We start from the raw sequence: 25,689 nt of genomic DNA, 5'->3' as shown, positions 1-25,689 counted from the left end.
ACTCACCTTGGTTTGGCCCATTCTTCTGATTTGTAATTTTTGTACCAGTTTATGAATTCTTTCAGACCTTCTTCAAGTGTGTATTCTGCCCTCCATCCAAGTATTTTTTGAGCTCTGGTGGTATCTGCGATTAGCCTTTGAACTTCTCCAGGTCTGGGCTCAACGAAAACCGGTTTTAAATCACTATCACAAAGTTGAATAATTTTGTTTGCGATATCTACAATCCTGAACTCTGCACCTGTGCCAAAATTAACAGGCTCTTTTATTGGATTACTGTGATTTAATATTGAATCATAAGCTCTAACAATATCGCCTACAAAAGTATAGTCTCTTGTTTGATTTCCATCTCCATAAATAATTGGAGGTAAACCACTCAAAACCCTTTTTGTAAATATCGAAATTGCACCGCCGTATCCGGAATCTTTCTGTCTTGGGCCATATATATTGAAAGGCCTGGCGATACATATGTCCATACCATAAGTGTTTATGTAAGCATAACACATTCTGTCGGCAGCGATTTTGCTAGCTCCGTATGGATGTGGTGCGAGAAGCTGATGATCTTCATCCATTGGAGAATACTTTGCAGATCCATATACCTCACTTGTAGATGCATGTATCACTCTATTTACGTCGTGAATTCTGGCGGCTTCAAGGATGTTTTGAGTCCCCAGTACATTGATATCATAGGTCAATTTTGGTTCAACAATAGACCTATCCACATGAATTTGCGCAGCTAAATGAAATACGACGTCTACATCTCTCATTATTTTCTCTAAAAGATCATAGTTTTGGATATCACCGTTTATTAGTTTAAAATTTCGATAATTCAGGAGATGTCTTATATTTGTCAGACTTCCATTTATGAAGTTATCCAAACACAAAACTGTATCTCCATTTTTTGTATATTTCTCACACAAATGAGATCCGATAAATCCAGCACCACCAGTTACTAGTATCTTCATTTTTTTCACCTTTATTATAGGAAAATACCTGGAAAATAACTTAATATGTCAGATAAATAAACTTATTAATTGCGAAGATTATTGTATAGGGTTTCACTTCAGTTTAGTTCTTTTTTAACGGACTATTTTTTCAATTCTTGCTGTCAGATATTGATAAATTTGCTTAGTGTTCTGGTACCTCAAAAATATTTTAATGTTCTCTGCAAAAAAATGTTCTTCTAATTTATCTCCGTTTTTAAGTATCCATTCTATTTTTGTAGCAACAGCTTCTGGTTCGGGTTCTACAAAAACACAATTTTCTTCATTTTTAAATAAATCATGATAAGCTGGTATTTCTACATTTAATAAAGGTATGCATCCACACAGGCAACCTTCCATTATAGATCTAGCTAATTGGTCATGTTTCGGAATATTTACGTTAATCGATGAAATATTATAAATTTCAGCCATTTCTTGAGGTGTCAGAAATTTATCCAAATTAACCATACAAACATTATTTTCTTTTCCAATTTCAATTAATCTATTCAGATAATCTCTATTTCCTGCTCCAGTATATCCGGTAATTACGATTTGTATATCTTTCTTTAAATCATCCTCAAGGAAGCTTACTGCTTTAACCAGAATGTGATGATTATAAAGTCCATCTGCAGTACGAGGGGAAAATATTACATATTTTGAGTCCAAATTCCATTTTTTCCTTATAATTTCCTTTTGTGAATCATCATATCTTTTAAAAGAAGGATCTACCGGAAACACAATCTTGGAAGATTCTAACTTATCATATGGAACTCCAAAAAAATTATGCAGATAATCTTTTTGAGAAGGAACTTCCACAAAAATTAAATCAACATTTTTAAGTGCTTTTTTTACGAACCAGTTTCCAATTTTTGATCCATGAACATCACTACCATAGCATAGATAAGCTATGGGTTTGTTTATTATAATTCTAGATGCAATTAATAATGCAAAATAAAGATTCATGTAATGAACAATAAATCCATCAACACGTCTACTGGTCTTTTTTATTGCAAAAGGTAGTCTTAATAACGAAAACAAAGATTTGCTATCAATAAACTTTAAATTTATTTTTTTCTCTGAATCAATGTTACATTTTTCCTCTTTCTTTTTTAAAATAATTGCATCAACATGAAAAAAATTAGAAATCTCAGCAGTAGTTTCTCTAACATAAATGTTATTTGATCCAAGAACCCCAAATCTCATAAACACCACTTACTTACCGTTAACTTCCTACAAGTTTTTTACTTCTTTTCTCCTTTATAATTCTCAATTAGTCAAATAATCCTCAACAAATCTTACAATGAATGATGTGACGTCGACCTTATCTCTTAACAACATTTCTCTCTTTTCTTTCCAGCACTCCTTGATATTTGGGCTTTGGATCAACTCAATTGCCTTTTCTATGGCTTTATTTGAGTCACTGTAATTTAACAACAATCCATACTTTTCTTCAAGTTCAATGAAATTGCCCATTGTTCCAACAAGAGTTGAAACATAAATAGAGGGAGTGCCCAAAATTGCACTTTCAACTGCTGTTGTTCCTCCATCTCCGACATACAGGCTTGCATAATATAGTAAGTGGTGTAACTTTTCTGGTGAAACTTTAATGCGATACTGCTCCAGTACCTCGTCCAATCTACCTTCAGAAGTAATTAACACACGACCATATTTTTCAAGCTCTTTCACAAATTCGATTTTGTTTTGTATACCGTGATGGCCAACGTCATGGCTTGCACCCCAGGATACAAATCTTAAAACTGAAAATACGGAATCCTCTTTTAGTCCAAGTTCTTTAAGGATTTCCGGATCTGGAGTGAAATAGTTAGGGTGCAAATATGCCAGTTCATGGTACCCATTGTATCTGACCTGCTTTTTTCCAAGATTTCCTCTGAAACAACCTGGCGTTAAAACAGCATCGGCAAAAGGCAAGTATAACTTAATCTGTTCTGTGCTGTGTTCCGTGTCTTCAAGCAAGATGCATTTTTTATGCAATAAAAAAGAAGTGTGAGCTGCTCTAATCGAACCTAGCCCTACAAACACTTCGGGCTTGAAACCTCTCACCTCTTTATACATTTTTAAATCGAGAATAGGTATATTAACTAATTTTTGAAGTAAATTATTTCCATAGCTACCAAGATTTACATAATCAAAATCGTAATTCTCCAGTAATTCAAATGTCATTTCCTTTTTACTGGCAGTAATTAACATCTCATGTCCCCTTTTTTCCATTTCCCACACAAAATTTTTCAGGGCATGTACATGTGCTGGATGATTTATGTCAACTACTATTTTCATAATAAAATAACACCTTTTTATAAAGAATATTTCTGGTATAGTTGAAATCCGATGTCCGTAATTTTAATTTTTATAGGGGAATGAATGTGAGAGTATCTACCATAATTGACTAAATTTCCGCCAAATCTTCTTTTGAATTCTCTCGGACCGTACTCCACATCTGGTTTACCAGCACCTCCAAAGTCAAACATTTTGTAATTGTGCTCTGTCCCCCATTTGAGAACATGCCATACCAAACAATCATTAGGATAGAGTGATAATGCAGTGTCTAAGGCTCCGGCGTACCAGTCGTGAATCCAGTTATTGTAAGTTAAAACCGCTCTACAACCGATGTATGTATCATCATATTTTGCCAAAAAGAATTTTGCCATGTTCTTTGGCACAAGCTGGTCGAAAGCCGACTCAAATAAGGTTATATCCGAAAGTGGTACTTTTACTCTTTTGTATGTTTCTTTCAGTAAATCGTAAAAAGTCGGTATCATTTTTCTATGATTAATTTCTTCAATCACCACACCTGCTTTTATTGCACGATTAATAGTTTTTCTTTTCGATTTATGAATCTGCCTCCAGAGATCTTCTTCTGATACCTCCAGGTTTATTAAAAAGTTTAGATGGTCCTCGTAATTATACTCTTTTACGTTATCTAATAGAGATTTCATCTCATGCAAATTCCATATTTCTGTATAAAGTGATTTTTTTTGAACCATTTTATCATGTTCGAATATCATTTTTGACAACGTATCTATTGAGTTGTCCGATACAAGAGGGCCACCAGAGATTATGGATCGCGTAGAGAATTCGCCTAAAATACCTTTTCCCAATATGCCCGTCATTTCACGCATTGTTACTCCAAGTAACACACCATCGATTTCACCTGTGGCTTCATTAACAGAACAAAGTTTAATCGGGGAATATTTTTTCGTGTTTTTATATACGCCATACATTGCCGTTGTTTGGAATATGTTTCCAAAAGGGTGATTTTTTACATATTCATCCCATTTTTTGTCATCTACATTAAATGTGATATTCACTATTGTCTCACCGCCATCACGACCTTCTTCCCCGAATTAAGTACAAAATCATATAACCAGAACAAACTCCAGTTTGTAATATTTGACTTCCATCGATCTGGATGGAGTGAAATATAGAAGTTATTGATTTCACTGCTCTCAGCCAATTTAATGAGATCATCAGTTGTATCCGCAGAAATTTGTTCATTTTTATTCTGGAGAAAGTCTCTCATATTATTCCTTGAGTTCCAACCTCTTCCCGTATCAGTAAAGTAATTGAGATTTTCCCCGGCAGATAGATAAGCTTCTCCAAGAATTCCAAAGTCTCTAAAATCATAGGATTTCCAGAGATCTCTATTGTCATATTTTGATAATACTGCACCATGCATGCAAATTGTTTTGAGGTTACAGATGCTTCTGAATTTGTTAACGTCATTCTCGAACAACTGAATGGCTTTTTCGTAGTCACCTTTAGCAGTGCTCAAAACCTCATAGTGGTATCCAACTTCATGTCCCATTCCCTCAATCTCCTGTATGATCTCTGGAACAAAGGCTTTCTTGCTGGTTCTGAAGTAATAAGTTGCTCGTATACCAAATTCCTCTTCTATTCTTGCCGTTTTCAGTGCATTTTTTGCCAACCTATCTACGTCGTGCCGCATCAATACAAAGCGCTTGGGAAGGTTATTATCTGCAGTCACGTATTCATTCATGGTAACAGAAATGTACTTGTCCGCGATTACTGAACATAGTTGACGAAATTTGTCAAGAGTGAAATCAAGATTATGACAGTTTAGCACTACGGTTTCCCCCTCTCTTGCTTGGTGGATTAATATTATCGCGCTTTTTTCCCATGTTTGGATAATAGAAAGATCCATAATTTGGTTGTCATTTTTTCATTTACTATATTCTAGAGTTTTTCAAGAACAAGCACGGAAATAAGATCTCAAAACAAAGATTAATTCTGTTCCTGTTCGTTTACTTTTTGATTCCTAAAACTTTACTTCAAACACTGCAATAGTCACCTACCCTATCTCGAAGAGGAACTTTCTTGACACCTTCTAATTTTTTAAACAAATAGCGAATCCTTTCTTCGACAATTTTCCCTTTTATTATCCAGTATAAAGGCCTCTTATTTCCAATAGCTGGAAACTTCTCCTCTGAAATGTCAATAGGATGAAAATAAAAAATCGTGTGTCCTCTTTTTAAGCTCTGCTTGAGTCCTTGGAGTATTAACTTAGAACCAAGAAATCGTAATGTTGGTCCTCCATAAGTTGGAATCTTTATTCCCATATCGTAATAAGCCCAGGGAAACTCAACAAAACCCCTGCTTTTGGAAGGTTCCAGGCTACCTGCAGCTGGATAATAGGGAACCGAGGAGACACCTTTCAGAGAAGAATCAGATTTATTATACAGCGAATTTAAAGCAACAGACGAATCATACTTGAATCCAAGTTTTTCCAGTGAGTCGAGCATCCATCCCGTGACCACGGCGTTTGGTGCCCTATATCCAATCACCTCTTTTCCGGATATCTTTTCAAGTAGTCTCTTTGCTTCTAAGGTTGTTTTTTCAAACTCTTCAGCAGTAGTAAGAGGTACTTTTGTTTTTGGATCAAGAATGCATGTATGATCCGCGCCATGGCACGCAATTTCATGTCCCCTTTCAGCAATAGATTCAATTAGACCGGGGTAGTGCTTTGCAACATCTGCTACAATAAAGAATGTGGCAGTTACTTTAAATTCATCCAGAAGATCAAGTGTTCTCTTTGTCGGTTCACTTAAGTAATCATATCTTCCGTTCCATTTTTCAAAAAATTCGCTTACGTTTTTGTAAACAGAAAAACTTGACCCGCAAACTGAAGGAATATGGTACCAGTCTTCAATGTCAATGGTAATTGATAAACTATTATTTTTCATAATCTGAGCAGTCTGGTTCTCTTCACTGAATCGCATTAAAATGTTTTTTCCTAAATTGACTGCGAGATCTGTTGAATAATAAATACCCCATCCGAGAGCGCTTGAAGTCCATCTTTCAGGGTGTGCCAGAATATAAAAATTATTAAATTCGTTGCTCTTAATCAATTCAATGAGATCATCAGTACTATTAGCAAAAACCTTCTCAGTTTTGCCGGGGATATAATCCCTCAAATTATTTCCAAATCCCCAGGTTCTTCCTGTATCTGAAAAATAGTTGAGATCATCTCCTACAGAAAGGTAGGCTTCACCTATTAGTCCAAGGTCCCTATAATCATGTTCGTTCCAAAGTTCACGGTTGTCATACTTCGAAAGAGGTTTTCCATGCATACAGATCGTTTTTACATCACAGACATTTCTGAAATCATCCAGATGTGACTTAAAAAGCTCGAAGGCTTTTTTTTTGTCTCCTTTAGCCTCGCTTAAGGTTTCGTAATGGTAACCAATCTCATGTCCCATATCTCTTATCTGACGAATAATATCGGGTTTGAATACATTTTCGCTCGTCCTGAAATAATATGTTGCCTTGATACCGAGTTCGTGTTCAATCTGAGCAGTGGCCAGGGCACGTCCAGGCATCCTGTCAACGTCATGCCGCAACAGCACGAATCTTTCAGGGTGCTGGTTGCAAATGTATTCTGTCATCGTTACTGTAGTGTAACTAGGTGATATTGCTTCACAGAGTTGGAGGAATTTATGAGTCGTAAAATCGTGGTTTTCTATATTTAGCATCAATAACCACCAATCACGATTTTCGGCTTACATGGAGAATATTCAATTGATGTGGGATATTCAACTGTAAACTTTGACACATGCTCTCTCATACTCATAATTTTACTCTTGGACATCCAGATCAAGCTCTTATTTTTTGCTTATTTTTCGTTCTATCAAATGTACTAAATCTCAGTATTTTTCTGAAGAACATAGCTCTTGTTGAATTCTCAACTCGCTGGAAGAGCACGAAACTATCCCACTAATACAAGTTAATATGAATTGAGACTGTTTTTTCCATTTGTTATTTTATTCACCTGCATGTCAAAGAACATAGCAAAGAGAAGTAACTGCATACCCATGAGCGAAATAAATACATCGAGAAGTGGATAATTTGCCGAAACCGGATTGTGGAAGACTAACTTTTGTAGAACAATCCATAGTCCGAAAAAAAATCCGGTAGGTACAAGTACCATACTCGCAATATAAAAAAGAACCAGAGGGTGGAAGTCAAGAACTATATACTTCATTTTCAGCCTCCACAAAAAACCTCTAAAAATCATGGGGGCAACTTTTCTTATATATGCTCCATATCTGATAGTGGATGTTTCCCTGCCATAACGTGCAGGCATTGGTACATCTATTGTTTGTAAGCCAAGAGCGTTAAGTTTTATAAGGAGATCGTTGCAGTAGCCATAGTAAGTGTAGACTGAATCCAGGTCAAGCGCCTCAAGTGCTTCTCGCGATATTGCTGTATAGCCATTTTGCGGGTCTGTAATATGCCAGTAACCACTTCCGATTTTTGTAATTAAAGACAGGATTCCATTGCCAAAAGCTCGCCAGGCGCTCATGCCTTTTCTCATTTCCTTTGAAAGGAGACGATTTCCTTTTGTGTAGTCTGCTTTTCCTTCAATGATAGGGAATAGAAGCCTTGGTAACTGGGAAGGATCCATCTGGTTGTCTCCTGCCATAACCGCAACCAGATCCATTTCGTCTGCCAGAGCGTACTTATACCCGTTTACTATAGCCGCTCCAACACCTTTATTGACTTTATGATGTATTGGCACTACTCTCGGATCTGTCATCTTGTCAATGATCTCCCCTGTCCTATCGGAGCTACAATCATTTATTACGTATATCCTATCCACATAATCCGGAACTCCTTCGATAGTTTCTTGGATCAAAAGCTCTTCATTATAAGCCGGTACCACAACTCCTATTCTATAAGATTTGAAGAGATTTTTTTCATGGTCTTCCTGAAGGTCTATATGGTGAGCCCTGATTTTCTTCCTTTCACATACAGACATAATAGAACGAATGGAATTAAGGTACACGTCAGAAAGATCCAGTTCTTTAAGACACTCTTTCGAAAATACGAGAAACCCCACAGGACTTTCTTCTGTCTTTTTATTTTTTACCAAAAGGACATTCTCATGATTTCTCTTGTGCCTGCTAATACATGTTCCTGCTACCAGGTCAAAATTTCCTTCTTTAATAGGCTTAATCATTTTCGGGATTAATTTCGGATCTCTACAAACATCCATATCCATTGTGACCAGAATATCGGCACCTTCTGCAGCTTTAATACCTTTTTTCAGCGAGAAATTTTTGTTTGTGCCAGTAAAATCCTGAACTACTTCAGCCCCAGCGAATTCTGCCACCTCTGAACACTGGTCTGAACTGCCATTATTCACAACGATGACCCGGTCTGCATATTGTTTGGCGATAAGCACGATTGTCCCTATTTCCAATTCTCGATTAAAAGCAGGAAGAATAACTGCAGTCTCCGGTAGACCCTCCTCATACATGTTCATTCACCAACAACTTGAGCACAACGCTTTACTCGAGTTCGGCCTGAATTGAAAAACGCAACCCAACCAAATAAATTCGGAACAACTATATCCAAATTATAACACACCTATGATCAATCATTTTATAATGAAATCTTAGCTAAAAAATAGCAAGATCTGCAAATATCTTCTTAACATTCCCATGTTTATTAGATCAATTTGCGAATTGAATCTATAAATATAAATAGTTTTGGATATTACTTTATTTCATAAAGAATAAATATCTATTAAACTGAAATGCTTTTAAATTGATATACATCCATAACTATTTATTGAAGACAAGTGTTAATAAGTGATATCTTCTACTAAATATATTATTACGTTTATGTAATATTTTCTAAACTATGTTTGAATTTCTTTAAACATGCATGATTCACTATATTAGTTAATATTAAGAGCAAGAGCTTTAGGGATAGTATTTCTCATAACTATTCTCTAAAAAATATAACCATTCTGAAGGAAGAAAACCCAACTGGTTTATAATCACAAAAGAGATTTACTAATGAGGATTTCCGAATCAAAAATGGCTTAAAGACGAGAGTAATGAATATCTTTATCCTGAAATTAGAAAAGTTATTATTATTTCAGAATAATAAATATAAATCAAGTAATGTTAATTTTTTGTAGAAAACAACGATTATTTTTCAATTTTCGAAAATTATTATATGGCCAGAATAAAAGTTTGTAAGTAGTCATAAAAATATTATTCCAGTGTTGAATATCATAAACTATTATATTTATAATGTATACGCACGAGTATTTTTTAATACATATCTTCAGAATATAACAATAACTGTGAATATCCCTTGTAGTGATCTTCATCTCTGGATAAAAGTATCGGAGTCGGAGTAAATATGGAAAAACTAATTGTGACTAGTTATGGTGAAGAAACCGCAATTCTCAGGAAATCAACAGAAAATCCAGATATACAACATAGAAATTCAAAATATCAGAGTAAAAAAGTCCTTGCAAGTATCCTTCTTACTCTAATTATTCTTCCCGAATCATTGATTTATTCCGGAAATGTTAAAGTTGCTCTCTTACTATATGTAGGTATACTGGTAGTTATATCTCTGGTATCCATATTCGTAAAAGAGCAGAAGGTTCGGAACATCTATCAGGCTTTCTTGTTACTTCCGATTCTCCGCCTTATGAACTTTTCAGTGCCGATGTTTCCTGAAATACCTCTTCTATCGTTTGTATTCATCTACGCTCCAATGATAATACCTCTGACTATTGTTATAAATCTCCAAAATCCTACAAATGAACGCTTAGGACTGAGTTTCAGAAATTTATGGTACTATCTTCCTGCCGCGATTTTTATCGGCTTTACTCTGGGACAAGCTGAAGCGTTTATCGTACAAGCAACCCCGTTGATTCCGGATCTTTCTTTAGTCAACATCTTACTGCTTGCAGCAGTAATGATTTTCTTTGTCGGGTTTACTGAAGAACTCCTTTTCAGGTCAGTCCTTCAGACAAGCCTTGAGGAAGTATTTGGATCATGGAATGGTCTGATCCTTTCAAGCTTAATTTTTGGGCTCATGAACTTCGGCTACGGGGCTCTCTATGAAATTTTCTACGCTTTTTTTGTAGGCCTTTTACTAGGGTACACGTTCCAGAGAACAAGAAGTCTTCCTTTCATTGCATTGGTACATGGGTTTATAAGTGTATTTTCTTTCGGAGTTTTCCCTCACTTGGGGAATCTATTTAGTTTCCTTTGAATGGATCTTGTATCGAGAAAACCGATGTTCCAATCAGTTACGATCAGATAAATAGAAACAAAATTAAGTATCAAATAAATTTTAGGTTATCTGCATGTTACGAGCCTTTTTCATGTAAAAACACCACGTTAGATGGATATGACATTTAATTTTACAAGAGTTGATATCTCATGTTTACAATCATAATCGATAATATATTATCAAACACAATTTCTATGAATCTGGTAGGTCTTCCAGACTATCATAATATGGCTCTAGTAGCGCTGAGTTTACTCCTTGGTTTTAGGTATGTACTCTCAGGGTCAAACTGCTGGGAGGAGTTTTTAGATAATTCTTTAAACATGGGAATTTTTCCATTATTGTTATTATTCAGTTGGATAATTATATATGCTGCTTTAAGTGTTCTGTAAGTCTATCCCAAAACTAGTATTAAATTGAAATTAAGCTTATCCCAAAAGTATTTTATCCCAAAAGTATTTTATCCCAAAAATATTTTATCCCAAAAGCCATTTCACTTTTATTTATTAACAATGTCCATAATTGTTTTTGGGATCAGGAACTTGATTGATTATTCAGGGTGTAGGATTTGAGAAGTAGATTCTGAGTTTTAGGATAAGCTCATTGAAAAAGTTGATGACAATGGCACGGTTCTCGAAGGTGCGCCAATTTATCTTGATGCATCACCTAAGCTCTTAACGGTTAACTTGGGCTAACCATTATCGTTTTACATCAATATCAATTCATTTGACGATGCTGCCGGGGATTGTAGAAGGGTATATGTGGAATGACTGTTGACAGTATGCGATAATCATTGAAGTAAATATAAATGTAATAGGGTTTCCTGAATTCCCAGCTATCGCCCTCCCCATAGCTTCAATAATTGGATTGATTTTCGTTTTCGGACGTAAGAAAGAAGAACTGTAATTCATCCCACAATTCTTCTTTCCTTTAATTTTTTTTGTTTTTCTTTTTTATTTATTATATTTTCTCCAAACGTTTAAGAACCTTGAAAGTTATCAATAACTCTCTCACTTCTTAAGTATTAATCTTCAGGAACTATCTTTCCTAAGGTTATTTACTCATCTAATATGTAGCTATGTACAATCGTATTTTACGATTAAATAGTGGGTTGGAGTAAAATTCACTAAATAGAAAATTAAGGTGGCATATAGAGTTAATATATATGTAATAATGAGTAAAAATGTTCTTATATACCTTTAATTCCTTATAAGAGAATATAATACGTAATTGCTGTCCGTTAATATTAATAAAATTAGTCAAGATAAGTGGGTGATCTTTAATGGAGTATGTAAGAAAAACCTGTCCGATTTGTGGGAGAGAGTTTATAGTCCTGAAAAAGGTGGAGGAAAAGGCAATCTACTGTACACTTGAGTGCCTTTCAGCAGCTCAGGGAAGGGTGAAGAGAGAGAAAGTTCCATCCGGGATACATGCATAATTTTATACTGTCCCCCTGTAAGCAATATAATCTATTCCTTTAATCTTCTTATATTTTTTAAATTAAACTTTCTTTTTTATTAATAAAGTTTTCTCTTCTTAATTTTATAGCTTGTAATCTTCATGAACGTTTAATTAATGTCGGAGTAGTATTTTCTATTAATTCCTATTGTGTATCAATTTTCTCGCAAAGTTTTTATATTCTTATACTCTTAATTTTTTCACTCAGTTTTATTTGATTTAAGGGGAAAATAATATGGTAAACGTCGGTCAGGAACTATTGAACGTTCCCTTTGGGGACATGATTCGAGAAATGGCCCTTGCGATTGCAGAAGGGCAGATGGCTCTGGATATGAATTCTGTGCAGGTTGCTCAGACTCTTGCAGCAACCGAGCTTGATGCCGGAAGCGTTGTAATGTATATTGAAGAGACTACGGATGCTGACGGCAATGTTACTGCAAGCAATGTAGTTACCAATGACAAGCCAATGTCTCTTCTGACTTACGGGCTTGAGCCTCGTTTCTACGAATTTACGGAATCGATTATCGAAGTTAAGATGACAATCACCATGATGAGAGAGTCTTCAACAGAGCTTACTTATGGAAGTGAATTCAAGTTAAGTAACCAGTCAAAGGTCACTGGCAGTATGGAGTCAGGAGGGCTTGCAAAAATCCTCTTCGGAAAAAGCAAAGGGAGCTTTGAAAATACAACATCTGTTGCCTACACCTCCACTTTTAACGCAAAATATAGTTCAAAGTATTCTTTCAAGGAAGAAGGCACAAGCCTGCTGAGGACAACCCTCAGGCCCGTTCCTGCCCCTGAGAGGACAATTCCCAAGGTAACAGTTAAGGCTACTGCCTCAGCCAGTCCTAACTGAAGCCTTCAATAAAAATATTTCTTACTATCGGCAGACCCTTTTAATTAAAAAGGAATCTGACTACATTCGCGGCAAGTACGGCTCTGAAATACCCTTTTTACAGGCTGGCTGTACTGCCGTGTTTTTGTGTTCATCCAAAACTTATTTAAAGGAGTTATTATTGTGGCTAATGACGGGGAAGAAATTGGAGAAGTGCTTATTACCCCTCTTTCCAGGCTTCTGGGGGAAGTCGGGCGTTCCATTGCTGAAACACAGCGGGCTCTTGACCTGAACTCTATAAAGACCCAGATAGAGATTGAAGAAGAAAAAGCCCTCAGCGAATATGACATTCAGGCCGCATGGTATCATATCCCTGAGGTAGACCTTGAACTCAAAATGTCGCTTACTGTGAAACTTGAGGAGGAAAGGGACTCTAAAAACCAGATCAGAGGATACAGGCCTGTCCTCAACGCCTCTCCCCTCAATGCCTCGTACAACTCCCTCTATAGTTACGATGTGCAGGGTTCAAGCTGCATCAAAGCAAAAATAGTGTCCATACCTGCCTCTTCAAAGGTAAGGGAGGGATAATGCCCTTTTCAGGAAATGCTCTTTCGGGAGGAATGGAATGACAAATTTAAGTGATATCAGGAGCAGCCTGGAAGCCTTCAGGAAAGCAGGGACAATAGATGCCAGCAGTTATGCCAGCATTCTGACTAAACTAAATAATACGGAAGTCGAGTTTCAATCCATTCAGAAAGAAGCCCTTGCTTATAAAGAAAACCTGGACAAGCTGCTTGGAGAAAAACTTATCCTTGAACAGGAAAAACACAGCCTTGCAGCGCAGGTGACAAAGCTCTCAAATGAGAAAGCAGAACTTGAATCCAGAATTTCCATATTGCAGAAAAGCAGGCCTGTTATCTCGTCTTCAAATCTTGTCAACTCTTTTGCATCCTCGCTTGCGGAAATGGATAAAGGGCTTAAGAAAGTGCAGTCGGGCCCAAAGTATCTTGTCAGCAGTATGAACGTGACCCTGAAGACCAATATTGCTCTCGAAGGTGAGGAACTGAGGTTCCAGATGCCAAAAGCCGATGACATCATCAGCCCGGAGAACCTCAGCACAATAGAGTTCTCTTTAAAGGCGGTTCCCGAAAAGTCGGATATTACCTCCTATAAAGAAGTCCCGGACCTGGTAGGGCTCTCAAAAGAAGAAGCTGAAAATAAACTGCTGGAAGCGGGCTTTAAGGCTGGAGAGGTTCTTGAAAAAGAGAGCAACATACTACAGGGCATAGTAATCGGCCAGCTTCCCTCGGGGAGCTCCCTTGCAGAACCGGGGGCGGTTGTTGACCTTATAATTTCGAAAATCCTTTCCGTGAAAGTCCCTAACTTTTCAGGACTCGGGCTTGAAGCCGCAAAAACCCTTATTGAAAAATCGCGGCTCAGGCTTGAAGGGATTAAAGAAAAGCCTTCAGACAAAACCCCTGGTACAGTTCTTGCTCAAAGCCTCACTCCGGGTTCGGAAGTCGAAGTTAACTCCGCAATTGTCCTGACAGTTTCTGTAACGATTCTCACAGTCCCAAACCTGCTCGGGCTTGAGCTTGAAAGCGCAAAACAGGTAATAGAAAAGTCCGGACTTCAGCTCGGCAATGTAAAAGAGCAGTTATCGAGAGAAAAATTGGGAATTGTCCTTACCCAGAGCCTCAAACCCGGGCTTGAAGTGGAAGAAAACTCAAAAATTGATCTCGTAGTTTCAGCAGGAAGAACTGGAGTAGTTATTGAAAAACCTTTGAATAATTCTCCCGAAATCACATTCAAGGTCTCCGGTGAGACTTCTGCAAGTGTACATGCAGCATCTCAGGTAAAAACCTCTGCAGAGCCTCAGGTCCGAACGCATGCTGAACTCTTAACTAAACCGGTTCCTGATCTTATCGGGATGCCTCTTGAAAAAGCAGTCTCTTTACTCGGAGCACAGGGAGTAAAGGTTGGAAACATTTCGGAAGCTATCTCAAAAGCTGCTGCAGGCACAGTTATAAGTCAGAATCCGACGGCGGGCTCTGCAGTTAACCTGTCGGTACCTGTCAACATTAAAGTATCAAAACAGGCGCCGGAGACCCAGCTGCGAACCAGTACTATTTCCAGGCCCAAACTTTGATTTGCAGGTTTTTTCAATGCCGTTTGAAACTTATCTCATAAAGGTTACAGAAAATGCTACTGTCTTTCAGATTCAGGGAATCCTGAAAGTGATTCTGGGAATAGGGGGGCGGATTGAAATGGTAGCAGGGAGAACAATCATAGCCAGCCTTGACAGCAGTTATGCCGAATTAGTCCGAAAAACAGAGGGTGTGGCACTTGCAGGCGGAATCAGTTTCAGGGGCAGGAAAATCCCGAGAATTGTAAAAAAGGCTTCTGAAGAAAAGCAGGCAGAATCCTGAGATTTTCCTGTGTTGCTTCATCCGGAAAACTCTAATTATCTTTTTCAGGGATTGTGCTTCCGGGCTCAATTCAGGGCTGTAATAGAAAAGGTTTGTTGTCCTCAATGTATATTATATAGGTGTTATATAGGGTACCTCCACCTGTGTATTCCCGGAGTTCTCTGGCATTCCTCAGGTTCCTGTGAATACTCAGGTAAGGATAGTTAGCAGCCTTTAACTTTTTAATTTATTCTTCTACTGCCGTTGATTCTTCTTTCTTATTTTTCCTCATCCTCTGCAAAGGCTTTATATATTAGATATGCCCTTTAAAGGCAAAGTACATCAGAGATGTGAAGTTTCAGGCATTTTCATGCTTGAAGCGTTTAATCAGATCAATGTGATGCTTAATGCTAAACTCCCGGAAATCTCCGGAAGTAAGGGCTTTCTTCCGTTTTTACGGTTGAATTTCCTGCACTGAATATAAACCAGTGAGAAAAGTCGGATCAACATGAGTGTCAAGGGCCAATGCTTTGAAACGCCCGCTTTTGGCGCCTCTGAGGCGTCTAAAATCGCACGAAACTGTTTCAGTTTTTCGATGAGTTGCGGTTGCAGTTGCTGAATACTGAAGTTTCAAATCAGGTTAACTGAGTTAGAGATCAGGTTACTGAATACTGAAGTTTCAAAATCAGATTGCTATATGTTTCAAATCAGGGCAAAGTGCCTGGATTTGGGTCTGCCAGGATCGTAAGGTCGGTCCTTCAATCATAGGTTTCCTGCAGAGGCAGGAACAGAAGGGAGCCGAATATCTGCAGATGCCTGAAGGAATGTAGGGTACCGGGAGCATAGAGCTCCGGTCTGCTCGAGGCTGTCTAAGCCGGCAGGTCTGAACGACATCCCTCCCCCACCTGGTAGCGTTCGGGGAATCCATAGCATTTCTCTTTTGTCACTCATGTTGTTCTGACCGGAGGGGCTGGTATTTCAATTGAAGTTTACGGAGTAGAAATATGGCAAGCATACACCGACCAAAACGAGGTTCCCTTGCATTCAGTCCGCGCAAGAGGGCTAAGAGCCACATTCCAAGGTTCAGAGCCTGGCCGGAAGCGATAGGTGAGCCAAAGCTGCAGAGTTTTGCAGGTTATAAGGTGGGTATGACCCACGTGATCATGGTTGATGATATAAAGAACAGCCTTACCCAGGGTATGGAAATCTCAGTGCCTGTGACCGTAATCGAAACTCCTGCAATAAGGGTCGCAGCTGTCAGGGCTTACGCAGAAGACAGCACCGGGGAAAAGGCAATCGCTGAGGTATGGGCAGCAGACCTTGATCCTGAACTCAAGCGCAGGATTCCCATTCCGGCATCAGACAACCAGGCTGAAGCTCTTGAAAATATCGGAAAACTGATCGAAGAAGGTAGGGTAAGCGACATTAAGGCAGTTGTCTACACTCTTCCGAAGAGCCTTACAGGTGTCCCAAAAAAGGTACCGGACATTATGGAATCCGGGATCAGTGCAAGAGACCTCGGCACCAAATTCGAATACGCAAAGTCAATCCTCGGCACTCTTGTAAGCGTCACCGATGTTTTCAAGAACGGAACAGTTGTTGACACAGCCGCAATTACCATTGGTAAAGGCACCCAGGGTCCTGTAAAGCGCTGGGGCATTCAGTTGCAGAAAGGCAAGCACTCCAGGCAGGGAAGCCTCAGGCAGATAGGTACCCTTGGTTCTTTCAACCCGTCTCGTGTCTCATGGAGAGTCCCGCAGATGGGTCAGATGGGATACCACCAGAGGACTGAGTTTAACAAGCGCATCCTCAAGATCGGGGCTGACGGGGAAGAAGTGACTCCTGAAGGCGGGTTCATTAACTACGGCCTTGTCCGCGGCGACTATATCCTGATCAAAGGCAGTGTCCCAGGACCCTCCAAGAGGCTTATAAGGCTAAGAGATCCGATCAGGGCAAAGAAAGCCGACCTTGGCGAACCCAATATCCTGTACATAAGCAGGGAATCCAAGCAGGGGTGATCTAAGATGGCTACAGCAAAAACCATAGACCTTACAGGAAAAACTGTCGGGGAAATCGAACTCCCTGCAGTGTTTGACGTAGATTTCCGCCCTGACCTAATTAAAAAGGCAGTGCTCGCAGCCCAGGCAAACAGGCTTCAGCCCTACGGCCCCCGCCTCTATGCAGGTATGGAAACTTCGGCAAGAGGCTGGGGTTCCGGAAGGGGCGTATCCCATGTCCCAAGGCTCGTAAACAGCAGCAGAGCTGCCAGAGTCCCGCACGCAAAAGGTGGAAGAAGAGCTCACCCACCAAAGCCGGAAGCTGACAGGAGCGAGAAGGTAAATACAAAAGAGCGTCGCTATGCGATCCGCTCGGCAATCGCAGCAACCATAGACCCTACCCTCGTAAGCCTGAGGGGGCACATCTTTGAAGCCGAGCTTCCGATTGTCGCAGTAAACGACCTTGAAAACCTTGAGCGGACAAAGCAGGTAATCGAGTTCCTCGAAGCTGCAGGCCTGTATGAGGATGTCCTCAGGGCAAAATACGGAAGGCACATCAGAGCCGGCCGCGGGAAACTCAGGGGCAGGAAATACAAGCACAAAAAGAGCGTCCTGATTGTTGCAGGAGAAACCTCTCCTATTCTGAAAGCTGCAAGAAACCTTCCCGGAGTAGACGTAGTAACAGTAGACTCACTGAATGCCGAACTGCTCGCACCGGGTACGCATGCAGGTCGCCTTACTGTCTGGACAGAGTCTGCAATTGGAAAACTGGAGGGCGCATTCCAATGAGTTCTATCAATTATCCATTTGTTACTGAAAAAGCGATGATGCTGCTTGATGAAAACAAGCTCCAGTTCATCGTTGACACCAGGTCAAATAAAAAGCAGATCGTAGAAGATGTTGAGAAACTGTACGGGTTCAAAGTAAAATCCGTGCGGACCATGACCACAATGAAGGGTACAAAAAAAGCAGTCCTTGCCTTTGAAGAACCTGAAGCGGCACATGAGATTGCAACCCGAATAGGACTTATGTGAGGTGTGATCCATGGGTAAAAGAATTATATCACAGAACAGGGGTAGAGGCACTCCAACTTACAGAGCTCCTTCTCACAAGTTCAAAGCAGATCTCAGGCACCCTCGTGTTGATGAAAATACCTCCCTTCTGGGAGAAGTAATTGACATCGAGCACGACCCTGCCCGTTCAGCCCCGATCGCAAAGGTTGCCTTTGAAAATGGAGAAGAACTTTTCCTCCTTGCTTCCGAAGGCATCTCAGTGGGGAACATCATCGAATGCGGAGACGACGCCGAGGTTAAGCCGGGGAACATTGTCCCTATCGGAAATGTGCCTGAAGGTTTCTTTATTTGCAACATTGAATCAAAGCCAAACGACGGCGGCAAATTTGTCCGTTCCTCCGGAGTATACGCAACCGTTGTAACCCACGAACCGAACAGGACTGCAGTGTCCATGCCCTCAGGGAACATCAAATGGCTCAATCCTAAGTGCAGGGCAGTTGTTGGGATTGTTGCAGGCGGCGGCAGAGTGGATAGGCCTTGGCTCAAAGCCGGAAAGAAATACCACAAAATGAAAACGAGAGCTGCAAAGTATCCGAGGGTTTCAGCTGTTGCCATGAACCCGCGTGATCACCCGTTCGGTGGAGGTGCCTGGAAACACCCGGGTAAGCCAACCACGGTTAGCAGAAACGCCCCGCCCGGAAGAAAGGTCGGACTGATTGCAGCGAGAAGGACCGGAATGAAGCGCTGATGAGGTGTATTCGTTATGGCAAAAAAAGCATCATCAAGGTTACCGAAGAGAAAGGGTGAGTATACCTACCGCGGGAAGACCGTCTCAGAACTTCAGGAGCTGAGTCTTGAAGAGTTTGCAGAACTTCTGCCTTCAAGAGAGCGCAGGAGCATTAAGCGCGGGTTTACCGACGGGCAGAAGAAAGTCCTGCACGAGTTCAAGGAAGGAAAGAAGGTCAGAACCCACCACAGGGATATGATCATCCTTCCCGAAATGATCGGAACAGCTATCGAAATCCACAACGGGAAAGAGTTTGTTAGTGTAGAGCTTCAGCCCGAAATGATCGGGCACCGCTTCGGAGAATTCGCACCTACAAGATCAAAAGTTAACCACGGCAGTGCCGGTGTGGGAGCAACCCGTTCAAGCAAGTTCGTACCGCTGAAATGAGGTGAAAGGGAATGGCAAGAATCAATTACTCAGTCAACGGAGACCCTGAAACTACCTCTAAAGCAATGGGTTCTGAACTTCACATTTCTCCTAAAAAGTCCCGTGAAGTCTGCTGCAAGATTAAGGGCATGAAAGCCTCTGAAGCAAGGAAGTTCCTCGAGGACGTAATTGCCATGAAGCAGGCAGTACCCTTCAAAAGACACCATGAAGGAACCGGTCACAGAAAAGGTCCCATGGCTGCAGGAAGGTACCCTATCAGCGCTTCAAAAGAGATCTTAAAAGTCCTTAAAAATGCAGAAAGCAATGCCGAGTACAAGGGTCTTGAGCCCGCAAATATGTACATTACCCACGCTGCAATTCAGCGCGGAAGAGTAATTCACGGGTTCATGCCTAGGGCCAGAGGAAGGGCAACGCCCAAAGACACGGAAACTGTAAACATCGAGATGATCCTCTCCGAGGTGCGCTAAATGGCAATAGAGAGAAAGTTCGTCAATGACGGGTATGTTAAAGCCTCCATGGACGAATATTTTGCAGAACAGCTTAACAGAGCTGGATATGGCGGCATGGAGCTTAACAGGACCCCCATGGGCACCCAGATTATTATCTACTCCGAAAAGCCGGGAATGGTAATCGGGAAAGCCGGGAAGGTCATCAGAAAACTTACCCGTGACGTTGCAACCAAATACAACCTCGAAAACCCGCAGATTGACGCTCAGGAAGTTAAGAGACCTGAACTTAATGCCCAGATGATGGCATCCAGGCTTGCAGCTTCCATTGAGAGGGGCTGGTACTTCAGGAAAGCCGGACACAACACCCTCAGAGCAGTCATGAATGCAGGTGCTCTTGGATGTGAAGTCGTAATCTCCGGAAAGCTTACCGGAGCAAGGTCAAGAGTCGAGAAATTCGTTGACGGATACATAAAGCATTCTGGAAACCCTGTAGAAGAAGTTGTTGACGAAGGGTTTGCAGTAGCAATCAAAAAGCTTGGAACCCTTGGCTGCAAAGTCAGGATCATTCAGCCTGGCGTTGTCCTGCCAGACTCATATAAAGTCAGGGAATTATCAGAAGTTGTAGAACCCATTGAAAAGCCTGCCGAGAAACAGGCTGAGAAACCTGTCGAAGCTCCTAAGAAGGAAGCCGCAAAGGCAAAAGCTCCTGCTCCTGCAGCAGCCCCTGCATCGGCACCCGTAGAAGAAGCTGAAGTTGCAGAGCCTGAAGAAGCCGAAGAAGAATTCCAGGCTGAAACCTCTGAAGACTTTGAAGAAGCAGAACTTGTTTATGTAGAAGGCTCAGAGGAAGTCCGCAGGCAAGTCAACGGCGTCTGGCAGCATAAGCATGAGAGCCACGACTACTGGCACCCCATGGCAAGAGTCCACAAGGAGGCTAAGGAATAATGGCAATTCTCAGGACCAGCGAAATCCGGACCATGACAATTGAAGAACGGGCCGACGAACTCGAAAACCTGAATAACGAACTTGTAAGGGAAAGGGCTCTCACCTCAGCCGGTGGAGCTCCGGAAAACCCTGGCAGGATCGGAGAAATCAGGAGAACGATTGCCCGGATAAAGACAATTCAGCACGAGCTAAATGAGATCTAAAGTGGAAATTCTACCTTCGACTCTTATCTTTCATGAACTGATAGGGCTCGAAATTAAGGTGATTAATTCCACTAATCCATCATTAATAGGAATCCGGGGCAGAGTCATCGACGAGACGAAAAATATGCTTGTGATAGAAAACTCAGAGTCCCGGAAACTGAAGATTCCCAAGGCGGATTCGGAATTTGTCTTCCGGATCCCTGCCGAGCTCTCAGAAAAAGGCCGCAGATCCGATACATTCGTTAAAATTCAGGGAAACCTGCTGCTCTCACAACCCGAAAATCGGATCAAGAACATTAAAAAGCTACGTAAATGGGGCTAAATTCATGGCAAGAGATATTGGATTAAATATACCGGCGCCATCAGAGGAATGTGACGATGCATACTGTCCCTTCCACGGAACACTCCCGGTAAGAGGACAGATCCTTGTGGGTACCGTGGTCAGCAGCAAAATGGACAACACGGTAGTCATCGAAAGGCAATACATGAAAATGGTGTCGAAATATCAGAGATATGAAAAGAGACGCTCGAAGATTCATGCACATAATCCAGCCTGCATATCCGCAAAAGTCGGTGACATTGTCACGATTGCAGAATGCAGACCTATAAGCAAAACCAAATCCTACGTTGTCGTCAAAGCAGAGGTGCCCAAATGAAAGGCATACGCTCAAACATCCCAAGAGCACTCAATGCAGGCGCCCAGATCGCTTGTGTGGACAACACAGGGGCAAAAGTAGTCGAGATTATCTCTGTCAAGAAGTACAGAGGCGTCAAGAACAGAATGCCCTGCGCAGGAATTGGTGACATGTGCGTTGTGTCCGTAAAGAAAGGCACACCCGAAATGAGGAAACAGGTTCTCCTTGCAGTCGTGGTTCGCCAGAAACAGGAGTTCCGCCGTCCTGACGGTCTTCATGTCGCATTTGAAGACAATGCAATGGTAATCACGGATGAAGAAGGAATCCCCAAAGGCACGGATATAAAAGGCCCTGTTGCCAGGGAAGTTGCCGAAAGGTACCCGAAGATCGGGACAACCGCATCCATCATTGTCTGAGGTGATTGCAATGGTATCCAAACAGCCCAGGAAACAGAGAAAGGCAAGATACACCGCACCTCTCCATATCAGACAGAAATTCATGGGTGCAAGGCTCAGTGAAGAACTTGCCAAGCAGTACGGCACAAGAAGTGCTGCAGTCATCACTGGCGACACAGTAAAGGTCATGCGCGGAGACTTCAAGGGCACTGAAGGAAAAGTCCAGTCCGTATCCCTTTTGGACGGCACGATTTCTGTGGACGGAGTCATTTCCACAAAAGTGGACGGCACCGAAGTTCCAAGGCCCATTAACCCCTCCAATGTTATGATCACAAAGCTGGAAACGAAAGACGGGCGCAGAGCGTCAAGCATTAAGAAGTGAGGCAGGTGATTTTGTGACACACCAGAAAAGATTATCAGTTCCGAAGAGCTGGAAGGTCGGGAAGAAAGGTAACAAGTGGATCTCCACTACCCGCCCGGGGCCTCACAGCCAGGCACGCAGTCTTCCGCTCGGACTCATAATCCGGGACGTTCTCAAACTTGTTGACAACAACAGAGAAGGTAAGAGGATTCTCTCCGAAGGAAAAGTCCTTGTTGACGGAATTCCCAGGAAAGACCTCAGATTCCCGGTAGGTCTCTTTGACGTAATTACACTTCCACTCGTAAATGAAGCATACAGGATGCTCCAGGATGAGAAAGGACGTCTTACCCTCCACAAGCTCAACGAAACCAATGTAAACAAGCTGTGCAGGATCAACAATAAGACAACCGTCAAAGGAGGAAAAGTACAGCTTAACCTTAACGACGGAACCAACATCCTCGGCTCTAACGAGTACGGGACAAAGGACTCTCTGATCCTTTCCATTCCTGACAAGCAGGTAGTAAAGCACCTGAAGTTTGAGGTCGGCAACCTTGCAATGGTTATAGGCGGCCAGCACTCGGGCGAAACCGGAAAGATTATGGAGATCAGGGAAGTTAAGAGTTCAAGGCACAATACGGTAATGATTTCCGGAGACACCGATTTCGAAACAATCGAAGACTACGTAATCGTTATTGGCAAGGACAAACCTGAAATCCGGCTTGGTGGTGAGATACTTTGAGTAATCCTATGCGCATTCCCATAGTTGAGAAAGTAATCGTCCACATGGGTGTTGGAGAAAGTGGTCAGCACCTTGTAAACGCCGAAGAAATCCTCCGGGCCATTACAGGGCAGGAGGTTGTTAGGTGCTTTGCCAAAAGGACTCTTCCTGCATTCTCAATCAAGAAAAATGAGCCCATAGGTTGCAAGGTAACCCTCAGGGGTCAGAAAGCTCAGGAGTTCCTTGAGACCTCTTTAGGGATCATCGAAAAGACCCTTAGCAGATCTCAGTTCGATTCTCTCGGGAATGTCTCTTTCGGAATTGAAGAACACACTGACTTTCCGGGTATGAGATATGACCCTAACATCGGGGTTTTCGGAATGGACGTAACTGTCGTACTCAAGCGCCCTGGAGAAAGGATCTGCAAGAGGAGAATTGCAACCCGCAAGGTCCCGACTGGCCACAGGGTCACGGTAGATGATGCGATCACTTTCTTTAACGAAAGTTATGGCGTGGAGGTCATGTAAATGACAGATACAATAGATAAGTCCGGAAGAGGAGTAAACCAGTGCAAGCGGTGCGGAAGAAAACAGGGGCTTGTCCGCAAATACGACATTTACCTCTGCAGGCACTGTTTCAGGGAGATTGCCCACGAGATGGGCTTTGAAAAGTATTCTTAAGGTGATTAAAATGGTATTACTTGATCCTCTTGCAAACGCCCTTTCCACTATTAAAAATGCGGAAGCCATTGGGAAGAGCTCCTGTATTGTCAGGCCTGCTTCAAAGAACATCGGCAACGTCCTGAAGGTTATGCAGGATCTTGGCTACATTGGAGATTTCGAGTTCATCGACGATGGAAAAGCCGGAATCTACAGCATTACCCTTGTGGGAAGAATTAACAAGTGCGGTGCAATCAAGCCGCGGTATTCAGTAGGAACTGGCAGCTTTGAACGCTGGGAAAAGCAGTTTCTGCCAGCAAAGAACTTTGGTGCCCTTATACTAACCACTTCAAGCGGGGTCATGTCCCAGTACGATGCTCGTGATAAGAAGATTGGTGGGCAGCTTCTTGCTTATGTATACTGAGGAGGGAACAGGAAATGGTTAAGGAGATTGCAAGAACAATAGAGATTCCTGAAGGAGTTTCCGTCTCTCTCTCTCAGGATGTTTTTACTGCCAGGGGTCCTAAAGGAACTGTCGAAAGAATGTTCTGGTACCCTGGAATCAGAATAGAGGTAAGGGAAGGCGAAGTTGTCGTGGATGCTGAATCTTCAAGGAAAGAGCAGAAAGCCATGGTAGGAACCTTTGCTTCCCATATCAAGAACCTGATTATAGGCGTAAGTGAAGGCTTTGAGTGCAAGATGACCATCGTGTACGCTCACTTCCCCATGCAGGTAAAGGTTGAAGGCAAAACCCTGGTTATCGGGAACTTCCTTGGAGAAAAGAAGCCAAGAGTTGCAAAAATCCTTGGTGAGACAAAGGTAAAGGTAAGCGGAAACGAAGTTGCCGTTTCCGGTATCAACAAGGAAGATGTCGGGCAGACTGCCGCAAACATAGAACAAAAGACCAAGATTAAGAGGTTCGATCCGAGGATCTTCCAGGATGGAATCTACATAGTGCAGAAGGCCTGAAGGTGGTTATGATGGCAGAAGACAATAAAGTTGAAAGTACCCCGGTTTCCCTTGATATGGATCCCGAATCCAGGCGCTTATTCAATTTGAGAAAGGTTCTGAAAGGAAAGAAACCCCAGTTCAAGAGAACCTGCAGCCACAAGTTCAAAAGGCTTGATGACAACTGGAGGCGTCCGAGAGGTTCTCAGGGTAAGCAGCGCAGAAAGTATGTTGCGAAAGGAGCTCTTGCCCAGGTAGGGTACGGGAGTCCTGCAGCGGTTAAAGGCCTGCACCCCTCGGGTTATTCTGATGTTCTTATTTCCAGCATTGCAGAGCTTGAGCTTGTTGACCCATCTTTCGAAGCTATCAGAATCGCAGGAAAGATAGGTGCAAAAAAGAAAGCCCTTATTATTGCAAAAGCTGAAGAAGCCGGGATTAAAGTCCTGAACCCTGGAAGGAGTGAGTAAAATGTCAGACCTGTCCAACCAGAGGAAGCTGGCTTCCAAAGTTCTTGAGTGCGGACTTGACAGGGTATGGCTTAATCCCGAAGCCTCCGAAGAAATCGCTTCCGCAATCACAAGAGAAGACATCCGCGGACTCATTGAGAAAGGCACCATCAAGGCAAAGCCTGTAAAAGGAGTTAGCAGAGGCAGAGCCAGAGCTCTTGCTGCCAAGCGTAAGTACGGGCACTGCAAGGGACATGGTTCCAGGAAAGGTAAGAAAGGAGCCCGCACTCCCAAGAAGGAACTGTGGATCAAAAAGATCCGGGCTCTTAGAAGAAGACTCAAGGAGCTGCGTGCAGACGGAGCACTTGACAAGTCAGTGTACTGCAGACTCTACAGAAAGGCAAAAGGCGGAGAATACAGAAGCGTTTCTCACCTTAACTCCCACCTTGAATCCGAAAAACTGTTAAATAAATAACCTGGAGGAGCTGA

General features: G+C 41.7%; 35 protein-coding genes. 27 read left to right on the top strand and 8 right to left on the bottom strand.

All coding sequences use genetic code 11. From position 1 onward, the window contains the following. Positions 1–2: 2 nt before the first annotated feature. From MSHOH_RS17315 to MSHOH_RS17280, 7 genes are all read right to left on the bottom strand, one after another. Positions 3–962 (bottom strand): dTDP-glucose 4,6-dehydratase, encoded by a 960-nt coding sequence (locus tag MSHOH_RS17315; RefSeq protein ID WP_048141540.1) that lies wholly within the window; start codon positions 960–962, stop codon positions 3–5. Between the two features lie 114 nt (positions 963–1,076). After that, positions 1,077–2,183: a glycosyltransferase gene (locus MSHOH_RS17310; RefSeq protein WP_048141537.1), complete on the bottom strand. Its 1,107-nt coding sequence runs from the start codon at positions 2,181–2,183 to the stop codon at positions 1,077–1,079. A 63-nt stretch (positions 2,184–2,246) separates the two neighbouring features. Further along, entirely contained in the window at positions 2,247–3,275 is a 1,029-nt protein-coding gene (locus MSHOH_RS17305; protein WP_048141536.1) for a DUF354 domain-containing protein, read from the bottom strand. Between the two features lie 17 nt (positions 3,276–3,292). After that, the gene (locus MSHOH_RS17300; protein WP_082089401.1) at positions 3,293–4,306 is read right to left on the bottom strand and encodes a lipid II:glycine glycyltransferase FemX; all 1,014 of its coding nucleotides are present in this window, start codon (positions 4,304–4,306) and stop codon (positions 3,293–3,295) included. Continuing rightward, a complete protein-coding gene (locus MSHOH_RS17295; protein WP_239451037.1) occupies positions 4,306–4,995 on the bottom strand; it encodes a polysaccharide deacetylase family protein in 690 nt (229 codons plus the stop codon). Before MSHOH_RS17295 ends, MSHOH_RS17300 begins: the two co-directional genes overlap by 1 nt. A gap of 292 nt (positions 4,996–5,287) precedes the next feature. Continuing rightward, complete coding sequence (locus MSHOH_RS23085) at positions 5,288–6,988, bottom strand: polysaccharide deacetylase family protein (RefSeq protein ID WP_082089400.1); 1,701 nt, start codon at positions 6,986–6,988, stop codon at positions 5,288–5,290. Positions 6,989–7,239: 251 nt separating this feature from the next. Then, complete coding sequence (locus MSHOH_RS17280; RefSeq protein WP_048141532.1) at positions 7,240–8,775, bottom strand: glycosyltransferase family 2 protein; 1,536 nt, start codon at positions 8,773–8,775, stop codon at positions 7,240–7,242. An 896-nt stretch (positions 8,776–9,671) separates the two neighbouring features. Between MSHOH_RS17280 and MSHOH_RS17275 the strand changes: the two genes are divergently transcribed. The 8 genes from MSHOH_RS17275 (at position 9,672) to MSHOH_RS24415 (ending at position 15,735) form a co-directional block, all read left to right on the top strand. Next, the gene (locus MSHOH_RS17275) at positions 9,672–10,538 is read left to right on the top strand and encodes a CPBP family intramembrane glutamic endopeptidase (RefSeq protein WP_048141531.1); all 867 of its coding nucleotides are present in this window, start codon (positions 9,672–9,674) and stop codon (positions 10,536–10,538) included. An 804-nt stretch (positions 10,539–11,342) separates the two neighbouring features. Further along, positions 11,343–11,462 carry a PEF-CTERM sorting domain-containing protein gene (locus tag MSHOH_RS25760; RefSeq protein ID WP_082089507.1) on the top strand — a complete coding sequence of 40 codons (120 nt, stop codon included), beginning with the start codon at positions 11,343–11,345 and terminating at the stop codon, positions 11,460–11,462. 376 nt (positions 11,463–11,838) lie between these two features. Continuing rightward, entirely contained in the window at positions 11,839–11,994 is a 156-nt protein-coding gene (locus MSHOH_RS24775) for a hypothetical protein (RefSeq protein ID WP_204245347.1), read from the top strand. Between the two features lie 255 nt (positions 11,995–12,249). Next, a complete protein-coding gene (locus MSHOH_RS17270; protein ID WP_048141529.1) occupies positions 12,250–12,870 on the top strand; it encodes a hypothetical protein in 621 nt (206 codons plus the stop codon). A gap of 162 nt (positions 12,871–13,032) precedes the next feature. Next, a complete protein-coding gene (locus MSHOH_RS17265; protein ID WP_048141527.1) occupies positions 13,033–13,437 on the top strand; it encodes a hypothetical protein in 405 nt (134 codons plus the stop codon). Positions 13,438–13,474: 37 nt separating this feature from the next. Beyond that, positions 13,475–14,998, top strand: coding sequence for a PASTA domain-containing protein (locus MSHOH_RS17260; RefSeq protein WP_239451036.1), 1,524 nt, complete (start codon positions 13,475–13,477; stop codon positions 14,996–14,998). A gap of 16 nt (positions 14,999–15,014) precedes the next feature. Beyond that, a complete protein-coding gene (locus MSHOH_RS17255) occupies positions 15,015–15,278 on the top strand; it encodes a hypothetical protein (RefSeq protein WP_048141525.1) in 264 nt (87 codons plus the stop codon). 298 nt (positions 15,279–15,576) lie between these two features. Next, a complete protein-coding gene (locus MSHOH_RS24415; protein WP_162197652.1) occupies positions 15,577–15,735 on the top strand; it encodes a hypothetical protein in 159 nt (52 codons plus the stop codon). Positions 15,736–16,019: 284 nt separating this feature from the next. Here MSHOH_RS24415 and MSHOH_RS25755 read toward each other — a convergent pair whose 3' ends face one another. Continuing rightward, the gene (locus MSHOH_RS25755; RefSeq protein ID WP_275425537.1) at positions 16,020–16,151 is read right to left on the bottom strand and encodes a hypothetical protein; all 132 of its coding nucleotides are present in this window, start codon (positions 16,149–16,151) and stop codon (positions 16,020–16,022) included. A gap of 110 nt (positions 16,152–16,261) precedes the next feature. Between MSHOH_RS25755 and rpl3p the strand changes: the two genes are divergently transcribed. The 19 genes from rpl3p to MSHOH_RS17160 are packed head-to-tail and all read left to right on the top strand — an operon-like array spanning position 16,262 to position 25,675. Continuing rightward, positions 16,262–17,275, top strand: coding sequence for a 50S ribosomal protein L3 (gene rpl3p, locus MSHOH_RS17250; RefSeq protein ID WP_048141523.1), 1,014 nt, complete (start codon positions 16,262–16,264; stop codon positions 17,273–17,275). A 6-nt stretch (positions 17,276–17,281) separates the two neighbouring features. Continuing rightward, positions 17,282–18,043: a 50S ribosomal protein L4 gene (rpl4p, locus tag MSHOH_RS17245; protein ID WP_048141521.1), complete on the top strand. Its 762-nt coding sequence runs from the start codon at positions 17,282–17,284 to the stop codon at positions 18,041–18,043. Continuing rightward, entirely contained in the window at positions 18,040–18,288 is a 249-nt protein-coding gene (locus tag MSHOH_RS17240; protein ID WP_048040975.1) for a 50S ribosomal protein L23, read from the top strand. Before rpl4p ends, MSHOH_RS17240 begins: the two co-directional genes overlap by 4 nt. A gap of 10 nt (positions 18,289–18,298) precedes the next feature. Beyond that, positions 18,299–19,015: a 50S ribosomal protein L2 gene (locus MSHOH_RS17235; RefSeq protein WP_048141519.1), complete on the top strand. Its 717-nt coding sequence runs from the start codon at positions 18,299–18,301 to the stop codon at positions 19,013–19,015. 15 nt (positions 19,016–19,030) lie between these two features. Then, a complete protein-coding gene (locus tag MSHOH_RS17230) occupies positions 19,031–19,441 on the top strand; it encodes a 30S ribosomal protein S19 (RefSeq protein WP_048141517.1) in 411 nt (136 codons plus the stop codon). 11 nt (positions 19,442–19,452) lie between these two features. After that, on the top strand, positions 19,453–19,908 hold the full coding sequence (locus MSHOH_RS17225) for a 50S ribosomal protein L22 (RefSeq protein WP_048141516.1): 456 nt from the start codon (positions 19,453–19,455) through the stop codon (positions 19,906–19,908). Continuing rightward, positions 19,909–20,835, top strand: coding sequence for a 30S ribosomal protein S3 (locus tag MSHOH_RS17220; protein ID WP_048141514.1), 927 nt, complete (start codon positions 19,909–19,911; stop codon positions 20,833–20,835). It abuts the gene before it with no gap. Next, positions 20,835–21,038, top strand: coding sequence for a 50S ribosomal protein L29 (gene rpmC / locus MSHOH_RS17215; protein ID WP_011021108.1), 204 nt, complete (start codon positions 20,835–20,837; stop codon positions 21,036–21,038). The genes MSHOH_RS17220 and rpmC overlap by 1 nt, the downstream gene beginning before the upstream one ends. Then, a complete protein-coding gene (gene rnp1, locus MSHOH_RS17210; protein ID WP_048141512.1) occupies positions 21,028–21,360 on the top strand; it encodes a ribonuclease P protein component 1 in 333 nt (110 codons plus the stop codon). Before rpmC ends, rnp1 begins: the two co-directional genes overlap by 11 nt. Before the next feature lie 4 nt (positions 21,361–21,364). Then, entirely contained in the window at positions 21,365–21,694 is a 330-nt protein-coding gene (locus MSHOH_RS17205) for a 30S ribosomal protein S17 (RefSeq protein ID WP_011021110.1), read from the top strand. Next, positions 21,691–22,089 (top strand): 50S ribosomal protein L14, encoded by a 399-nt coding sequence (rpl14p, locus tag MSHOH_RS17200; RefSeq protein WP_048141510.1) that lies wholly within the window; start codon positions 21,691–21,693, stop codon positions 22,087–22,089. The genes MSHOH_RS17205 and rpl14p overlap by 4 nt, the downstream gene beginning before the upstream one ends. Positions 22,090–22,099: 10 nt before the next feature. Beyond that, positions 22,100–22,450 carry a 50S ribosomal protein L24 gene (gene rplX, locus MSHOH_RS17195; protein WP_048141508.1) on the top strand — a complete coding sequence of 117 codons (351 nt, stop codon included), beginning with the start codon at positions 22,100–22,102 and terminating at the stop codon, positions 22,448–22,450. Between the two features lie 13 nt (positions 22,451–22,463). Continuing rightward, a complete protein-coding gene (locus MSHOH_RS17190) occupies positions 22,464–23,168 on the top strand; it encodes a 30S ribosomal protein S4e (protein ID WP_048141507.1) in 705 nt (234 codons plus the stop codon). Between the two features lie 8 nt (positions 23,169–23,176). Then, positions 23,177–23,674 (top strand): 50S ribosomal protein L5, encoded by a 498-nt coding sequence (locus MSHOH_RS17185; RefSeq protein WP_048143598.1) that lies wholly within the window; start codon positions 23,177–23,179, stop codon positions 23,672–23,674. Further along, positions 23,675–23,827, top strand: coding sequence for a 30S ribosomal protein S14 (locus MSHOH_RS17180; RefSeq protein WP_048141505.1), 153 nt, complete (start codon positions 23,675–23,677; stop codon positions 23,825–23,827). Positions 23,828–23,837: 10 nt separating this feature from the next. Next, positions 23,838–24,230, top strand: coding sequence for a 30S ribosomal protein S8 (locus MSHOH_RS17175; RefSeq protein WP_048143597.1), 393 nt, complete (start codon positions 23,838–23,840; stop codon positions 24,228–24,230). A 14-nt stretch (positions 24,231–24,244) separates the two neighbouring features. Further along, on the top strand, positions 24,245–24,775 hold the full coding sequence (locus MSHOH_RS17170; protein ID WP_048141503.1) for a 50S ribosomal protein L6: 531 nt from the start codon (positions 24,245–24,247) through the stop codon (positions 24,773–24,775). A gap of 11 nt (positions 24,776–24,786) precedes the next feature. Then, the gene (locus MSHOH_RS17165) at positions 24,787–25,221 is read left to right on the top strand and encodes a 50S ribosomal protein L32e (protein ID WP_048143596.1); all 435 of its coding nucleotides are present in this window, start codon (positions 24,787–24,789) and stop codon (positions 25,219–25,221) included. A gap of 1 nt (position 25,222) precedes the next feature. After that, the gene (locus MSHOH_RS17160; RefSeq protein ID WP_048141501.1) at positions 25,223–25,675 is read left to right on the top strand and encodes a 50S ribosomal protein L19e; all 453 of its coding nucleotides are present in this window, start codon (positions 25,223–25,225) and stop codon (positions 25,673–25,675) included. Positions 25,676–25,689: the final 14 nt, after the last annotated feature.

The sequence above is a fragment of the Methanosarcina horonobensis HB-1 = JCM 15518 genome (genome assembly GCF_000970285.1).
Classification (GTDB): Archaea; Halobacteriota; Methanosarcinia; order Methanosarcinales; family Methanosarcinaceae; genus Methanosarcina; species Methanosarcina horonobensis.
The sequence above is the reverse complement of the archived record's forward strand: the minus strand, read 5'-3'. Positions and strand labels throughout refer to the sequence as shown.

Coding starts and splice junctions, on each gene's coding strand:
- MSHOH_RS17315 (WP_048141540.1), bottom strand. CDS start 962: ATGAAGATACTAGTAACTGGTGGTGCTGGATTTATCGGATCTCATTTG.
- MSHOH_RS17310 (WP_048141537.1), bottom strand. CDS start 2,183: ATGAGATTTGGGGTTCTTGGATCAAATAACATTTATGTTAGAGAAACT.
- MSHOH_RS17305 (WP_048141536.1), bottom strand. CDS start 3,275: ATGAAAATAGTAGTTGACATAAATCATCCAGCACATGTACATGCCCTG.
- MSHOH_RS17295 (WP_239451037.1), bottom strand. CDS start 4,995: ATGAATGAATACGTGACTGCAGATAATAACCTTCCCAAGCGCTTTGTA.
- MSHOH_RS23085 (WP_082089400.1), bottom strand. CDS start 6,988: ATGCTAAATATAGAAAACCACGATTTTACGACTCATAAATTCCTCCAA.
- MSHOH_RS17280 (WP_048141532.1), bottom strand. CDS start 8,775: ATGTATGAGGAGGGTCTACCGGAGACTGCAGTTATTCTTCCTGCTTTT.
- MSHOH_RS17275 (WP_048141531.1), top strand. CDS start 9,672: ATGGAAAAACTAATTGTGACTAGTTATGGTGAAGAAACCGCAATTCTC.
- MSHOH_RS24775 (WP_204245347.1), top strand. CDS start 11,839: ATGGAGTATGTAAGAAAAACCTGTCCGATTTGTGGGAGAGAGTTTATA.
- MSHOH_RS17270 (WP_048141529.1), top strand. CDS start 12,250: ATGGTAAACGTCGGTCAGGAACTATTGAACGTTCCCTTTGGGGACATG.
- MSHOH_RS17260 (WP_239451036.1), top strand. CDS start 13,475: ATGACAAATTTAAGTGATATCAGGAGCAGCCTGGAAGCCTTCAGGAAA.
- MSHOH_RS17255 (WP_048141525.1), top strand. CDS start 15,015: ATGCCGTTTGAAACTTATCTCATAAAGGTTACAGAAAATGCTACTGTC.
- MSHOH_RS24415 (WP_162197652.1), top strand. CDS start 15,577: ATGCCCTTTAAAGGCAAAGTACATCAGAGATGTGAAGTTTCAGGCATT.
- MSHOH_RS25755 (WP_275425537.1), bottom strand. CDS start 16,151: ATGTCGTTCAGACCTGCCGGCTTAGACAGCCTCGAGCAGACCGGAGCT.
- rpl3p (WP_048141523.1), top strand. CDS start 16,262: ATGGCAAGCATACACCGACCAAAACGAGGTTCCCTTGCATTCAGTCCG.
- rpl4p (WP_048141521.1), top strand. CDS start 17,282: ATGGCTACAGCAAAAACCATAGACCTTACAGGAAAAACTGTCGGGGAA.
- MSHOH_RS17240 (WP_048040975.1), top strand. CDS start 18,040: ATGAGTTCTATCAATTATCCATTTGTTACTGAAAAAGCGATGATGCTG.
- MSHOH_RS17235 (WP_048141519.1), top strand. CDS start 18,299: ATGGGTAAAAGAATTATATCACAGAACAGGGGTAGAGGCACTCCAACT.
- MSHOH_RS17230 (WP_048141517.1), top strand. CDS start 19,031: ATGGCAAAAAAAGCATCATCAAGGTTACCGAAGAGAAAGGGTGAGTAT.
- MSHOH_RS17225 (WP_048141516.1), top strand. CDS start 19,453: ATGGCAAGAATCAATTACTCAGTCAACGGAGACCCTGAAACTACCTCT.
- MSHOH_RS17220 (WP_048141514.1), top strand. CDS start 19,909: ATGGCAATAGAGAGAAAGTTCGTCAATGACGGGTATGTTAAAGCCTCC.
- rpmC (WP_011021108.1), top strand. CDS start 20,835: ATGGCAATTCTCAGGACCAGCGAAATCCGGACCATGACAATTGAAGAA.
- rnp1 (WP_048141512.1), top strand. CDS start 21,028: ATGAGATCTAAAGTGGAAATTCTACCTTCGACTCTTATCTTTCATGAA.
- MSHOH_RS17205 (WP_011021110.1), top strand. CDS start 21,365: ATGGCAAGAGATATTGGATTAAATATACCGGCGCCATCAGAGGAATGT.
- rpl14p (WP_048141510.1), top strand. CDS start 21,691: ATGAAAGGCATACGCTCAAACATCCCAAGAGCACTCAATGCAGGCGCC.
- rplX (WP_048141508.1), top strand. CDS start 22,100: ATGGTATCCAAACAGCCCAGGAAACAGAGAAAGGCAAGATACACCGCA.
- MSHOH_RS17185 (WP_048143598.1), top strand. CDS start 23,177: ATGCGCATTCCCATAGTTGAGAAAGTAATCGTCCACATGGGTGTTGGA.
- MSHOH_RS17180 (WP_048141505.1), top strand. CDS start 23,675: ATGACAGATACAATAGATAAGTCCGGAAGAGGAGTAAACCAGTGCAAG.
- MSHOH_RS17175 (WP_048143597.1), top strand. CDS start 23,838: ATGGTATTACTTGATCCTCTTGCAAACGCCCTTTCCACTATTAAAAAT.
- MSHOH_RS17170 (WP_048141503.1), top strand. CDS start 24,245: ATGGTTAAGGAGATTGCAAGAACAATAGAGATTCCTGAAGGAGTTTCC.
- MSHOH_RS17165 (WP_048143596.1), top strand. CDS start 24,787: ATGGCAGAAGACAATAAAGTTGAAAGTACCCCGGTTTCCCTTGATATG.
- MSHOH_RS17160 (WP_048141501.1), top strand. CDS start 25,223: ATGTCAGACCTGTCCAACCAGAGGAAGCTGGCTTCCAAAGTTCTTGAG.